Origin of the sequence: Xanthomonas campestris pv. asclepiadis (genome assembly GCF_020784175.1) — a bacterium.
Taxonomy (GTDB): Bacteria; Pseudomonadota; Gammaproteobacteria; order Xanthomonadales; family Xanthomonadaceae; genus Xanthomonas; species Xanthomonas campestris_D.
In genome coordinates, this window is the sequence record NZ_JAJGQM010000011.1 from 84,583 (window position 1) to 96,909 (window position 12,327).

Consider the following 12,327-nt stretch of genomic DNA (forward strand, 5'->3'; position numbering starts at 1 on the left):
GTCGTGATCAACCAATCCGGTGAAGCGTAATCACCCCGAACTGAAGCATGCACACGTACCGACAGGTGCGCAGTTGCATCGCAGCCGGCCACACTAATGGCCGACAAATGCCTCGATATTCTGGACCAGGCTGCGGCGGGTGTAGGGCTTGCTTAAAAACATCGTCCGGCTGGGCAAGCCCTTGGGAGAATGCCCCAATCCCGATGTCAGGATCGCCGGAAGATTGTTGCCATCCGCACGCAGATACGAAATCAGGCCGTATCCATCCAATAAACCCGGCATTTGCAGATCGGTGAAAACGAGCGCTATCGCAGGAAAATGATCGATATGTTCCAGCGCGCCTTGGGCATCGGTTGCAGTCACGACCGCATAACCACTTTCGGTCAGCAACAACGTGGCGATCTCGAGGGTGTCGGCATCGTCTTCGACGACCAGGATCAGTTTTTCGTTGTGAGAGCACATAAAGCAGGTTTTCCGAGAATGCATGCATCACACTACGTTTCCCACGCGAAAGACACGTGATCGATTCGGCCACTATGAACAACTCGCAGGATTTTCCAGACCATCGCTATCGACAAGTCGTCGAGCTGTCGCTGGATTCCATCAAGGAAATCGCCTTGGATGGACGCGTCAGGTTCGTCAACGCGCATGCTCTGGCACGTGTGGCGCGTGTCGATGCCGCGTCTGTCGTGGGCCGGCTGTGGGCGTCGTTATGGCCGAAGCGATTCAGGCCACGCGTGCAGCAAGCGCTCGCTGCCGCCGAGTGCGGCGAGTCGCAGCAGTTCGAGGCCGAATGTACGAATGCAGACGGGCGGCGCCAGTGCTGGTTGGTATCGACAAGCCCGCTGCGTAACGCTGATGGCCAGATCGAGGGCGTGCTGGCAGTCAATCGCGATATCACCGAACGCCGGCAGTCGCAGCAGGCGCTACGCACGCTCAACGAGACGCTGCAGGCGCGCACCGCGTCTGCGACCAGACCCGATGAACACGTTGCTACGGTTACGCACGAGCAGGCGAGTGCGGAGGTGCAGCCTCCTGGCATCGAAGCCGAACTGGATATTGCGCGTGCCGCGCAGCGTCTGGCCGAGCGCGTGGCCGAACGTGCGCAGGAGGGCGAGGCGGTCGGTTTACTGTTGGCCGGTGTCGTTCATGACCTGAACAATGTGCTGCAGACCGCAGGCGCCGCCATCGATGTGGTTCAGTCGCGAGGCGCCATTGTCGAAGAAGATCAGAAGATTCTGCGCATGGCAGAGAGTGCACTGCAGCAGGGCTCGATCATGGCCCAACGCCTGTTGGGCTTCGCGCGCAAGCATCCTTACGCGCCCGAACGTGTAGAGCTCGCCGCGCTGGTCGCACGCCTGCTGCCCCTGCTTCAACAGGCGGCGGGAAATGCGATATCGGTGGAGTGGGAGACCACCACATCCAGCAGTGCCGTGTTGGTGGATCCACACACGCTGGAACGCGCCTTGTTGAACCTGGTGATCAATGCGCGCGATGTCTGCGGTGAGCGTGGCAAGGTTTGCATCACGGTGGAGAGGCGTACGCTCGCCAACGTGGATGTTGCCGGTCGTCGTGGCGGCGACTACGTCACCGTTTCTGTCAAGGACGATGGCAGCGGTATTGCACCCGAGATCCGCGACCAGCTGTTCGACGCCTACTTCACCACCAAGCCGGCAGGCAAGGGCACGGGCCTGGGGCTGGCGCAAGTGGATGGGGCTGTTCGACAGGTCGACGGCTACATCGAGGTGCAATCGGTGCCTGGCCAGGGCGCGTGCTTCACGCTGGGCTTCCCGGCAGCAGGGTTGCCTGGTTCCTGACATCAGACATGCCGACCGCGGCGCTCATACACTCTCAAGAATGCCCAGCGGCGTGATGGTGCATCTGCCCATCCATTGTCTGGCGTAATGGTGCGCGGCAAGTTGCGTGTCGAATCGCACCTCACGCCTGTGGCCGTACAAGGTGATTCCATCATCGAACGACACCAGGATTTCCGGGGAAAAGACGCCGTCCACCGGAACCGTATGTGCAGTCAATCGATAACGACCGATTTGTCGAAACATTGTGGGGTCCATCATAACCTCGGTAGCGGCAGTGGCCGCCTTGCCGGTTGCAGTCAGTCAATAAACAGTTGCACCTTGATCGCTATTTTTTCAACTTGCAAGCGATATGGATAATAATATGCAGGTGGCGACGGCATCAAAAGAACGCGACCGCAGTAGAATATGCACAGCTCGCTTATACAGATAAACGTAGTTTCCATTTTCGCGACAGCTGACTGTGATCGAACCATCGATCAACTGAGCAAACCGAGTTATCTGCGATGCTTGCAAAGGCACTCGCATCCAATACCGGCAACCGATGCGGCTGCTTGCTACGCACAACAGCTCCCGACGCTCCCAGCGACGAAATCTAATTACCCAGCACCGGCTCGCCTGACAGCATGGCCATCTCCAGGCGAGCCAGGTGATCGCTGAATCCCCCGGTCGCACGGGCGATGCGGCGGGCGCTGGTATTGACGACCGGCTGCACCAGGCGGGCAATCTGCATGCCCGCGCGCTCCAATGCCGAGACCAGCGCCACGTCTTCGCTGCACTTCAGCGCAGAAAAACCACCGGCTGCCACATACGCGGCCACACTCATGCCGAGATTGGCGCCATGCACATGTGGGTGACCGTCGCGACGAATTTCCTTGGCCAGGAAGGCTTGCCGTGTTTCGGGGCGGAAGTCGTGCCAATCGGTCACTTCCACCACGCCACAGAACACATCGGCGGCGCAATCGAGCTGCGCCGAGAGCCAATCCGGCGGCACGCAGGTGTCGGCATCGGTAAATGCAAGCCAACGCGCCCCGCGCGCGATCGCGGCCGATGCCGCCGCTGCACGCGCAATGCCGACGCCACCGCAGGTGTTGACGGTTCTTGCGCCATGCGCGCGTGCGATGGCGCCGGTACCGTCGCTGCAGCGATCTAGCGCGACATGGATTTCCACGCGCTCTCCAGACAAGTGCGGGTGCGCGGCCGCCACCAGAATGGACCGCAGGCAGTCGCCGATCAGATCCGCTTCGTTATGCGCCGGGATGGTGACCGCAATCATCGCAGCTGCTCCTGTTGCGCAATCGACGGCCCTGACATCCAGGCCTGCAGCACGAAGTCCGCGTCCTGATAGGCGCACAGCGTGTCCATCGCCAATGCCTGGTTCAGCGCGCCGTGGACCTGCTCGGCGCTGCGCAACGCACCCTCGAAGGCATGCCGCCAGTGACACGCCACAAGGCAGCCCCGGGTGGTGAGCGAGCGGACGAACAGCGCGACGGTTTTTTCGAACGCCGGATCGTCGAGGTAATAGCCCACCTCACTGAAGACGATCAGGTCGAACAGACCCTCCGGCCAGTCCGACGGGTGTGCAGCCTGTTGCAGCGTGACCGCAGGCAGCGCTTGCACACGCATGCTCGCCAGCTCGACCGCCTGCTGCGACAGATCCGTGGCCAGCAGCGTGCCGCAGCGCGGTGCCAATTGCGCGGTCAGCTCGCCGTTGGAACATCCAAATTCCCAGCCACGCGCGAACCTTGCGTAGGGCAGGGCACCGAGCAGGATGTCGCGCTTGCGCTGCTCGTACCAGCGCGAGCGATAGCCGAACGGGTCTTCATCGGCATACATCTGTTCGAAGTGCTCAATGCTCAGCGCCGTCATCGGATGAATACCTCAAACGGCCGAGCGAAGCGCTCCAGCACCGACGGCGGCAGAATCGGTTCTGCAACCGCCGGCGTGCAATGGCCCAACTGGGTGGCAAAGCAAGCGATGGCAGCTTGCTTGGCGCTCAGCATCGCAGGCGCCAGATCGAGGCGCATGGCAGTGCCATCGGCAAACACGGCATCGTCCGGACGCGACCAATGCCACCCCCAGACCGGGTACTGCAGACGCCGGGCAGACTGCGCCTTGCATGCGGTATTGGTCGCACGCGACGCCGCCTCATGATCCGGATGACCATCGCGCTCCCAGGTCACCAGTACCGTGTCCTGCGCAGTGATCAGATCGCCGATGGCCTCTGCCATGCGCGCTTCGCAGGCCGCCAGCGCACCATCGCCCAACGCGAGATGGACCAATGCGCTGGGCAATACGCCCAACTGCTGCGCTGCTGCATCCAGCTCCAGGCGCCGTGCCGGGCCCAGCACCTGAGGGCGCCAGCCGGGTTCATGCGGATAGGCCTGCTCACCATCAGTCAGCGCGATGATCAGCACCGGCATGCCGGCGGCACGCGCGGCGGCAATCAACCCGCCACAGCCGAGCACTTCGTCGTCCGGATGCGGTGCAACCACCACCAGGCGCTGGCTGCCTTGCATCAGCTGCAACAGCGTGGCGCGTGGCAGCTCGCTCAAACACGGCGCAGCGCGCCATGCGGCTTCCGGCGTCCCTGCACCCTCGATGGGCCGACCGGCTAGATCTTCCACGGCAACTCCTCCTGTTGGCACAACTCGCCCAAGGCTTGCAGGTCGCGTTCGGCATGATGCTGGCGAATGAACACCGACAAGTCGGCGCAGCGCTGCGCATGTGCGCGGTTGCCGCACAGCGGCCCTGGCCCCAATGCCCGCGCGACCCGGTCCAGCGTGTCGCGTGCGACCGCTTCGACCACACTGCGTACCTGCAGTACGCCACGCAGATGTGCCTGCTCCGGCTGCGCATCGATTTGCAAGGCAAGCTGACGCAACAACGCAGCGGCAGATGCCAGGCCTGCGTCGATGGCGCCCAGATGCGCGGCCGCGTGCGGGTCCTTGCTCAGGCGTGCAGAGGCGCGCAGCACATCGGCAACCGCAACGCTGGCGCCGAACCAGCACGCGGCGATGCCGGCGCCTCCATGCCAGAATCCAGGTCGGGTCAGGTATGCATCGGGTGCACCAATCTGCCGCGCTGGCGTATCCAAGAAGCGGACATTGGCCGTCTCGATGCCTTGCATCCCGACTGCCTGCCATGCACTGCCATCGATCTCTACCCCGGGCTGATCCAGTGCCACGGCAAACAGGCAACTTGCGCCTGCATGGGACGTCGTCACCAGCGCATGCGTCACTTGCGCGGCGCCGGAACACCACGCCTTGGTGCCGCTGAGCGCTTGCCCGGAAAAACGCATATCGGAACCGGGCGGCTCAGCCGCCCATACCGCCCAGCGCTGTGTCGGCGTCATGATGTCCACGCCCAGGTCGGCGCAGATGGCTTGCGCGTCGTAATGCGCCTCCAGCAACTTGGCCACGCACAGGTCTTCTGCCGCGATATCGGCAAGCGTCTGCCAGCGCTGCGCGGTATGGCCACGCCCGGGAAGCGGCAGCGTTGGGTGTGTGCTGAGCCACTTGTCCGCAGTCGAATGCTTGAGTCCGTCGGCGAGGGCTGAATCCGTGTTCGATGCAAAGGCAAGGGTGTTCGATGAAATACGTGCGCTCATCGGAACAAGCTAAGCAGCGCACGGTGCAAGGCGCGTGACGCGTAACGATGGTTCTCGGCAAGCAAAGCGGACGGAAGTGCAGGGACATCGTTGCAATGTGCTATTTGGATCGATGCGCAGACGACGGCAGCGTTCTGGTGGGAAGTGCGGCCACCGACTCGTCTGCGTCGTGTCACCGCCAACAGCACCAAGGCGGTCCAGTGAGACGTCTGCCAATCACAGGATCCGAATCGGGAGCGATCACGGCGACACGATGACGAACTTGATTGCCTACGTGCTCGACGATGGCGCTGTGCGACGTGGCTCGGGTTCGGATGCGCGGAGTGTCCAATGATGCAGGACACCGGCCGCAAGTTGCTGCAGCCTCACGCTCCATGATTGACAACATATTGTCGAATAGGCAGCATGTTGCACATGAGCACCCAAGACGATTTACTGGCTGTCCGCAACCTGGTCATCAAGATCTTCGAGACCAATGGCCGCCTGGTCGAGACCGGTAATGCACTGGTACGTTCGGCCGGGCTGACCACTGCGTGGTGGCAGGTCCTGGGCGCCCTGGGCTATTCGCCAATGCCACTGCCGGTGGCGCATATCGCGCGCAACATGGGCATCACGCGGCAGGCGGTGCAGCGCGTCGTCGATCTATTGTTGGAGCAGGGATTCGTCGCGCTCCAACCCAACCCTCATCACCAGCGCGCAAAATTGGTGGTGCTCACGCCCAAAGGTCGCGTCGCACTGGACGCCGCCGAAGCCGCCGCCGCTCCGCTCGACCAGCGGATGCTGGATCGCATCGGAGCCAGGCGCTTGGCAACCGCGCTCGCGGTCCTTGTCGAAATGAACGAGGTGATGGCGCAGGACCTCGCTGTGCCGACCGCGACCCCTGACGCAACACGTGTCTCCCGAAAGAAGGGCAAACCATGAACGCTGCCTTCCACCGCGATGTCGACACCGACGTCATCATTGTCGGAGGTGGCCCGATCGGATTGACCACCGCTTGTGCGCTCGCCCATCACGGCGTCGACTTTCGCGTCTTCGAACAACGCGTGCAAGCCAGACCCCATTCGCGCGCCAACAATCTCTGGGCGCGGCCGCAGGAGCTGCTTCACAGCATTGGCATCCGCGACGCGCTGGCGGAAAAGTCGTATCGAATCACCAAGGTCAGCACCCTGCTCAACGGGCAGACCGTCGATCCGGTAGACATTGCCGATATCGCAAGTCCGTATGCGCAGGTGCTTTACAGCGGGCAGGACGTCATCGAAACCGTCCTGGCCGAACAGCTCGCGGCGAAAGGTGGCAGCGTCGAGCGCGGCCGCAGGATCGTCGGCTTCGAACAGGATGCCGACGGCGTCACCGTCACGCTTGCAACATGCAGCGACGGTGAAGCCGACGGCCCGACCGAGCAATTGCGCTGCCGTTACCTGATCGGCGCCGATGGTGGCGACAGTGCGGTGCGCAAACAGCTCGGGCTGGATTTCGAAGCGAAGAAGTTGCCCAACCGCATGAACCGGCAGGTTGATGCCAAGCTGCAATGGCGACGCTCCACCGATTTCGATCAACTCTGGTTTTTCTATTACCCAAAGGGTTTTTGCGGTGTCCTGCCGGTGTGGGGCGGCTACCACCGCCTGTTTTTCCTGGCCGACGACGCCGGCATCCCGGAACGCGACCCGACCCTGGAGGAAATGCAGGCCATCGCGCGCGAGGTGACCGAAGACCCGACACTGACGTTGAGCGATCCGATCTGGCTGACACATAGCCGCTTCCAGCATGGCGCTGCAGCGCATTACGCCAAGGGGCGCGTGCTGCTGGTCGGCGACGCCGGCCACCGCACCTTGCCGATCGGCGGGCAGGGCATGAATGCAGGTCTGCACGATGCGATCGGCCTGGCATGGCGGCTGGCGATGACCCTGCAAGGCAAGGCCGCGCCGGTGGTGCTCGACTCCTACGATGTGGAGCGCGGCGGCGAGCACCGTGCGCTCGACGCGCGACAAACGCGCGGCTTCCACAACAGCGTCTACCGCGGCCCGATCACCGATGCAGCCATGGGCATCGCCGCCAAGCTCATTCCCACCATCGGCACGCTGATTCAGGGCTCGGACGATCTGCAGCAGTTGTCGGTGGCCTATCCGCAAAGCCCGCTCAACGACGATCATCTCGGCGGCCTGCGCGAACTGCTTCAGCGCCGCGTCCCGCACTGCGGCGATCGTGCACCCGATGCAAATGTCGTTGCCGCCGATGGCACCTCGACAACATTGTTCGCGCATCTCTACAACCCGGATGGATGGAGTTGGGGATGGTCGCTGCTTGCCTTCGACGGATGGCAGCACGATGCCATGCCACAACTGCGCCTGGGGCTTGCCGAGCTGGATGCGTGGCCGTGGTTGCGGCCCAGGCTCATCCTGGCCGCAGCCGTGCCGCAGCCGGACGATGCCACCGCATTCTCGGATATGGATGGTGCCGCGCACACCGCCTACGGCATTGCGGACACCAGCGCGCTGATCGTGGTGCGGCCGGATGGCCACATCGCCTTCCGCGGCCGTGCCGATGCGCCGGAACTGCTGCGCGCTTACTGCAAGCGTATCTTCGGCACGGCGATGCAAGCCGCTGCACGCTGAGCCTGCCGTGGCCCGTCTCCAAAGCGGTTGATGCCGCTACGCAAGCCGGCACCACCAGGAACGCTGGTCCCGCTTTGTTAGGATGCGCACTTGCCACCCAGGAGGCCAAGCGCATGCCACCAACCTTGTTTCCCGAGCCCGAGCTGTTCCTGCCGGATCACGGCGAGCCGTCGTTGCGATGGGGAGTGCTGGGGCCTGGATCGATCGCCTCCGCGTTCGTGAGCGCGCTGCGCAGCCATACCAGGCAGCAGCCATTCGCAGTGGCCTCGCGTACGCATGCGCGTGCCGAGGCCTTTGCAAAAACGTGGGCGATGCCGGGTGTCTATGACAGCTACGCGGCACTGGTCGAGGACCGCGATGTCGATATCGTCTATATCGCCACCCCGCACAGCGAACATCTGCAGCATGGCTTGCTGGCGCTGCGCGCGGGCAAACATGTGTTGATCGAAAAACCCATGACCACCCGCGCCGACGATGCGCGCGTACTGGTGCAGGAGGCGCGACAGCGCGGTCTGTTCCTGATGGAGGCCATGTGGAGCCGCTACCTGCCGCACACCTCGGTGCTGCGACAACTGCTGGCAGATGGAGTGCTGGGCGAGCTTCGCCATGTATTTGCCGACCTGAGCCAACGCGGCCCTGACGATGCCGCGCATCGCCAGCGCAATCCTGCGCTCGGCGGCGGCGCGCTGCTGGACCTTGGCGTGTATGCAGTGCAGTTCTCTTCGATGATTCTGGGCGCACCGACCGCCATCGCCACGACCGGAGCGCTGACTGATACCGGGGTGGATGCCTTTTCGACCATGGTGCTGTCGCATGGCGGCACCGCGCAATCCACGCTGATCAGTTCCATCGTGGCCCGCAGCAGCTCCACCGCCTATGTCACCGGCAGCCGAGGCCGCATCGATCTTGCAGGCGAGTTCCACAACCCGACCTCGCTGAGCCTGGTCGGCAACGACCACGCCGGCACGCCCGCGGTGTGGACGGATCCGACCGGAATCAGCGTCTACGCGGGCCTATCATGGCAAGCCACGGCCGCTGCGCGTTACATCGGGGAAGGGCGCAAGGAATCTCCACTGCATCCCCTGGAGGAAGTGATCCAGATCATGACCACCCTGGACACAGCGCGGGCGCAGCTGGGATGACAGGCGGCGCGTCTGCAAGGCCTGCCGCAGTAAAACAAAACCCCGCTTGCGCGGGGCGTTGTGGTGATCTATATGCTCAGTACGCGTTGGATGCGCTGTGGCACCGCCAGCTTATGGCAGATCGCATTTGATTTTCGCGTCCACATAATAGGGCTTGGGAACCTCCGGGTTCTTGCTGGTCTTCTCGAACACCACCTCGAACGAATCCAGATCCACGGTGCCGCTACGCGACTTGCAGGCATCCTGCAATTTCTGCTTCACCGCCGCGATGCCCGCATCGCGATTGGCGCCATCGGCGCTATTGGTCAGATTGGCGACCTCGGCAAATGCCGGCGAACTCAGAGCCAACAGGCAACCGACAGCCATAAGTGTGTGCAGCTTCTTCATACAATCTCCTTTGCGATGTCCTTGATCTTCCGGGGGCGTGGACGGCAACGGCGATCAACGCAGGGCGAACAGAGCGCCGCCAGCGGTCCAGCCCGGCGCAGCATAGGCCGCCGGGTGAAGGCATCGTGCACGCGCTCGCACTTGCGGTAATAGATCGCTTTGGCGCCTGGGTCAGCTGCAGATTCGCTTAGCCCTCAAAAGCAAACGGCCCGGACGAGCCGGGCCGTTTGCGATGCGACAGATCAGAACTCCTGCCAGTCGCTTGCATCGTGCGCGGAGCCCGCGGCCACCGCCCGTTTCGCTGCAGGTGCCCGGCGTAGCGGGCTTTTGACAGTGGCGGCGGGGCGGCCGGCAATCTCGCTGAGCTTTGCCGCAACCGGCGCTGCCGGCCGCGTGGTGCGCGTGCCGTCGTCGCTGATCTTGAACACCGATACTGCCTGCGTCAGCTGCACGGCCTGTTCTTCCATCGAGCGTGCGGCGGCGGTGGCTTCTTCCACCAGGGCGGCGTTCTGCTGCGTGGTTTCGTCCATCTGCGTCACGGTGGTATTGACCTGCTCGATACCGGCCGACTGTTCCTGCGAGGCGGCGGAGATCTCGCCCATGATGTCGGTCACGCGCTGCACGCTGGCCACGATCTCGGCCATTGTGGAGCCAGCCGTATGTACCAGCGTCGAGCCTTCGGCGACCCGTTCGACCGAATCGTCGATCAGGCTCTTGATCTCCTTCGCCGCCGCAGTGGAGCGCTGGGCCAGCGTCCGCACTTCCGATGCCACCACCGCAAAGCCGCGGCCTTGTTCGCCGGCACGTGCCGCTTCCACCGCCGCGTTCAAGGCCAGGATGTTGGTCTGGAACGAGATACCGTCGATGACGGAGATGATGTCGGCGATCTTCTTGGACGAGGCTTCGATACCGGCCATGGTGCCCACGACCTTGCTCACGATCTCGCCGCCCTGCGACGCCACGCCCGCTGCACCGATCGCCAACTGGTTGGCCTGGCGGGCATGTTCGGCATTCTGGCGCACGGTGGAGGTCAGCTCTTCCATCGAGGCGGCGGTTTCTTCCAGATTGGCGGCCTGCTGCTCGGTCCGCTGCGACAGGTCCTGATTGCCGGCGGCGATTTCGCTGGCGGCAGAATTGATCGACACGGCCGAGTGCTGGATGCGGCCGACAATCTCCGCCAGTTGCGCGGCAGTGGCGTTGGCGTCGTCACGCATCTGCGCGAACACGCCCTTGAACTCGCCGGTCATCCGCGCGGTGAGATCGCCTGCGGCGATGGATTGCAGCAGCGACGACAGCGACTGCAGGTTGCCGTCGGCAGTGGCCATGAGCTGGTTGAGGCTATCGACCATCACCTGGAAATCGTATTGAAAACGCTCGGCATCGCCACGTGCGCTGAAGTCGCCATTGGCCGCGGATTGCGCCAGCTGCTTGATCTCGCGGTTCATCGCAGACAGGTTGGCCTTCACTTCGTCCATGGTCTGCGTGAGCACGGCCTTCTCGCCGGGCAGGCGCTCCATGCTCTCGCTGAGGTCGCCGATGGCGTAGCGCCCCATGATGCGTGCCAGATTCGTCTGCACCGCCAGATGCGACGCCACCAGCATGTTGGTGTCCGTGGCCATGCGGCCATAGTCGCCAGGAAACGCCGCGGCATCAATGCGGAAACTGGTCTGGCCATCATCGTGGCGCCTGGCCATGTCGCTCTGCGCGCTGAGCAAGGCTTGCAGCTGCGTCTGCATGCCACGCATGGCGCGCATGGCGCGCAGCAGGCGGCCGGTTTCATCCCTGGCATCGCTCTGCACGTCGTTGTCCAGCTGGCCGTTGGCAATCGCCTCTGCGGCCCGGGTTGCACGTGCGAGCGGATGGGTCAGGCTGCGGGTGATCAGCCAGGCAAGCAGGCTGCTGATGACCACCACGGCAATGCCACCGGAGATGATCAGCAGCTTGCCGCGATTCATCGACGCCACGGCATCGGCATAGGCTTGCTGACTCTGGCCTTCCTGACGCGTCACCAGCTCGCGGATCTTGTCCTGCCACGCCATCGTCGCCGGGCGCGCCTTTTCGCTGAGCAAGGCCTGCGCAGGCGCGTTGTCGTTTTGCGCGGCGAGCGCCATGACCTGGTCGTTGATCTTGCCTGAGATGGCGCGTCGCGCATCCATCTCGTCGCGAATCTTGCGGCCTTCTTCGGAGCTGGACAGCGTGTCGAGCTTGGCCCGCAGCTCGCTATAACGCTGGCGCTGCGCCTTGATGGTGGTGAGCGCTTCGTTGTTGAGTTCATCGCTGGTGGCCATGGCATAGGTGCCAAGGGCGATCAGGATCGATGAGTTGGCGTCCAGCATGCCGTTGCCGATCTGGATCTTGGCCATGCGATCGAGCACGATGAAATCGAATTGCTGTCTTGCGTTGGCCATCGTAACCAGGCCGGTCGCCACCAGCAGGCTCGACAGCAGGATCAGGATTCCGAAGGCGACGCCGAGACGGCGCCCGACGTTATAGCGTTGCAAATAGGCAGTCATGCGAGTCGTCCTGATGTCCAGTGGGTGGCACCGGCTGGCAGCCCCGTGATGCTCGCGTGAATGCCTCGGCAACGTGATAACGACGTGGAAATGAGAAACTTAAACGGCCCGCTCCAGGCCGCATTTAGCTCGCATTTTCGTTCACACAGGTCGGGAAAAAACCGACTGGCGGCGCAGCGATTATCTACGTGACAATGCTGACGTTGTTTGCATCGGCATCGCATCTGGTCTTGGGCGTATTCGTACGAT

At 63.2% G+C, this 12,327-nt stretch carries 12 protein-coding genes; 4 read left to right on the forward strand and 8 right to left on the reverse strand.

From position 1 onward, the window contains the following. Positions 1–93 precede the first annotated feature (93 nt). Positions 94–462: a response regulator gene (locus LL972_RS07725; RefSeq protein WP_228327081.1), complete on the reverse strand. Its 369-nt coding sequence runs from the start codon at positions 460–462 to the stop codon at positions 94–96. Between the two features lie 74 nt (positions 463–536). Between LL972_RS07725 and LL972_RS07730 the strand changes: the two genes are divergently transcribed. After that, positions 537–1,817 (forward strand): two-component system sensor histidine kinase NtrB, encoded by a 1,281-nt coding sequence (locus LL972_RS07730; RefSeq protein WP_228327082.1) that lies wholly within the window; start codon positions 537–539, stop codon positions 1,815–1,817. A 24-nt stretch (positions 1,818–1,841) separates the two neighbouring features. On the opposite strand, the gene LL972_RS07735 is transcribed toward LL972_RS07730, so the two are convergent. The 5 genes from LL972_RS07735 to LL972_RS07755 form a co-directional block, all read right to left on the reverse strand. Then, positions 1,842–2,060 carry a hypothetical protein gene (locus LL972_RS07735; RefSeq protein ID WP_228327083.1) on the reverse strand — a complete coding sequence of 73 codons (219 nt, stop codon included), beginning with the start codon at positions 2,058–2,060 and terminating at the stop codon, positions 1,842–1,844. Positions 2,061–2,409: 349 nt separating this feature from the next. Further along, complete coding sequence (locus LL972_RS07740; protein WP_228327084.1) at positions 2,410–3,090, reverse strand: glycosyltransferase; 681 nt, start codon at positions 3,088–3,090, stop codon at positions 2,410–2,412. Beyond that, positions 3,087–3,683: a class I SAM-dependent methyltransferase gene (locus tag LL972_RS07745; RefSeq protein WP_228327085.1), complete on the reverse strand. Its 597-nt coding sequence runs from the start codon at positions 3,681–3,683 to the stop codon at positions 3,087–3,089. Before LL972_RS07745 ends, LL972_RS07740 begins: the two co-directional genes overlap by 4 nt. Further along, positions 3,680–4,441: a PIG-L deacetylase family protein gene (locus tag LL972_RS07750; RefSeq protein WP_228327086.1), complete on the reverse strand. Its 762-nt coding sequence runs from the start codon at positions 4,439–4,441 to the stop codon at positions 3,680–3,682. Before LL972_RS07750 ends, LL972_RS07745 begins: the two co-directional genes overlap by 4 nt. Then, the gene (locus LL972_RS07755; RefSeq protein ID WP_228327087.1) at positions 4,429–5,424 is read right to left on the reverse strand and encodes an acyl-CoA dehydrogenase; all 996 of its coding nucleotides are present in this window, start codon (positions 5,422–5,424) and stop codon (positions 4,429–4,431) included. The genes LL972_RS07750 and LL972_RS07755 overlap by 13 nt, the downstream gene beginning before the upstream one ends. A gap of 414 nt (positions 5,425–5,838) precedes the next feature. Between LL972_RS07755 and LL972_RS07760 the strand changes: the two genes are divergently transcribed. From LL972_RS07760 to LL972_RS07770, 3 genes are all read left to right on the forward strand, one after another. Next, a complete protein-coding gene (locus tag LL972_RS07760; protein ID WP_228327088.1) occupies positions 5,839–6,345 on the forward strand; it encodes a MarR family winged helix-turn-helix transcriptional regulator in 507 nt (168 codons plus the stop codon). Next, positions 6,342–8,036 carry an FAD-dependent monooxygenase gene (locus tag LL972_RS07765; RefSeq protein WP_228327089.1) on the forward strand — a complete coding sequence of 565 codons (1,695 nt, stop codon included), beginning with the start codon at positions 6,342–6,344 and terminating at the stop codon, positions 8,034–8,036. Before LL972_RS07760 ends, LL972_RS07765 begins: the two co-directional genes overlap by 4 nt. A gap of 113 nt (positions 8,037–8,149) precedes the next feature. Continuing rightward, positions 8,150–9,178 (forward strand): Gfo/Idh/MocA family protein, encoded by a 1,029-nt coding sequence (locus tag LL972_RS07770; RefSeq protein WP_228327090.1) that lies wholly within the window; start codon positions 8,150–8,152, stop codon positions 9,176–9,178. 111 nt (positions 9,179–9,289) lie between these two features. Here the strand turns inward: LL972_RS07770 and LL972_RS07775 are convergent, their stop codons facing one another. Both LL972_RS07775 and LL972_RS07780 read right to left on the reverse strand, forming a co-directional pair. Beyond that, positions 9,290–9,565 carry a hypothetical protein gene (locus LL972_RS07775; RefSeq protein ID WP_228327091.1) on the reverse strand — a complete coding sequence of 92 codons (276 nt, stop codon included), beginning with the start codon at positions 9,563–9,565 and terminating at the stop codon, positions 9,290–9,292. A 242-nt stretch (positions 9,566–9,807) separates the two neighbouring features. Continuing rightward, positions 9,808–12,078, reverse strand: coding sequence for a methyl-accepting chemotaxis protein (locus LL972_RS07780; protein WP_228327092.1), 2,271 nt, complete (start codon positions 12,076–12,078; stop codon positions 9,808–9,810). Between the last annotated feature and the right edge of the window lie 249 nt (positions 12,079–12,327).

Excerpts from the sequence above, each read along its gene's own strand:
- LL972_RS07725 (WP_228327081.1), bottom strand. The coding sequence starts at position 462 with ATGTGCTCTCACAACGAAAAACTGATCCTGGTCGTCGAAGACGATGCC.
- LL972_RS07730 (WP_228327082.1), top strand. The coding sequence starts at position 537 with ATGAACAACTCGCAGGATTTTCCAGACCATCGCTATCGACAAGTCGTC.
- LL972_RS07735 (WP_228327083.1), bottom strand. The coding sequence starts at position 2,060 with ATGTTTCGACAAATCGGTCGTTATCGATTGACTGCACATACGGTTCCG.
- LL972_RS07740 (WP_228327084.1), bottom strand. The coding sequence starts at position 3,090 with ATGATTGCGGTCACCATCCCGGCGCATAACGAAGCGGATCTGATCGGC.
- LL972_RS07745 (WP_228327085.1), bottom strand. The coding sequence starts at position 3,683 with ATGACGGCGCTGAGCATTGAGCACTTCGAACAGATGTATGCCGATGAA.
- LL972_RS07755 (WP_228327087.1), bottom strand. The coding sequence starts at position 5,424 with ATGAGCGCACGTATTTCATCGAACACCCTTGCCTTTGCATCGAACACG.
- LL972_RS07760 (WP_228327088.1), top strand. The coding sequence starts at position 5,839 with ATGAGCACCCAAGACGATTTACTGGCTGTCCGCAACCTGGTCATCAAG.
- LL972_RS07765 (WP_228327089.1), top strand. The coding sequence starts at position 6,342 with ATGAACGCTGCCTTCCACCGCGATGTCGACACCGACGTCATCATTGTC.
- LL972_RS07770 (WP_228327090.1), top strand. The coding sequence starts at position 8,150 with ATGCCACCAACCTTGTTTCCCGAGCCCGAGCTGTTCCTGCCGGATCAC.
- LL972_RS07775 (WP_228327091.1), bottom strand. The coding sequence starts at position 9,565 with ATGAAGAAGCTGCACACACTTATGGCTGTCGGTTGCCTGTTGGCTCTG.
- LL972_RS07780 (WP_228327092.1), bottom strand. The coding sequence starts at position 12,078 with ATGACTGCCTATTTGCAACGCTATAACGTCGGGCGCCGTCTCGGCGTC.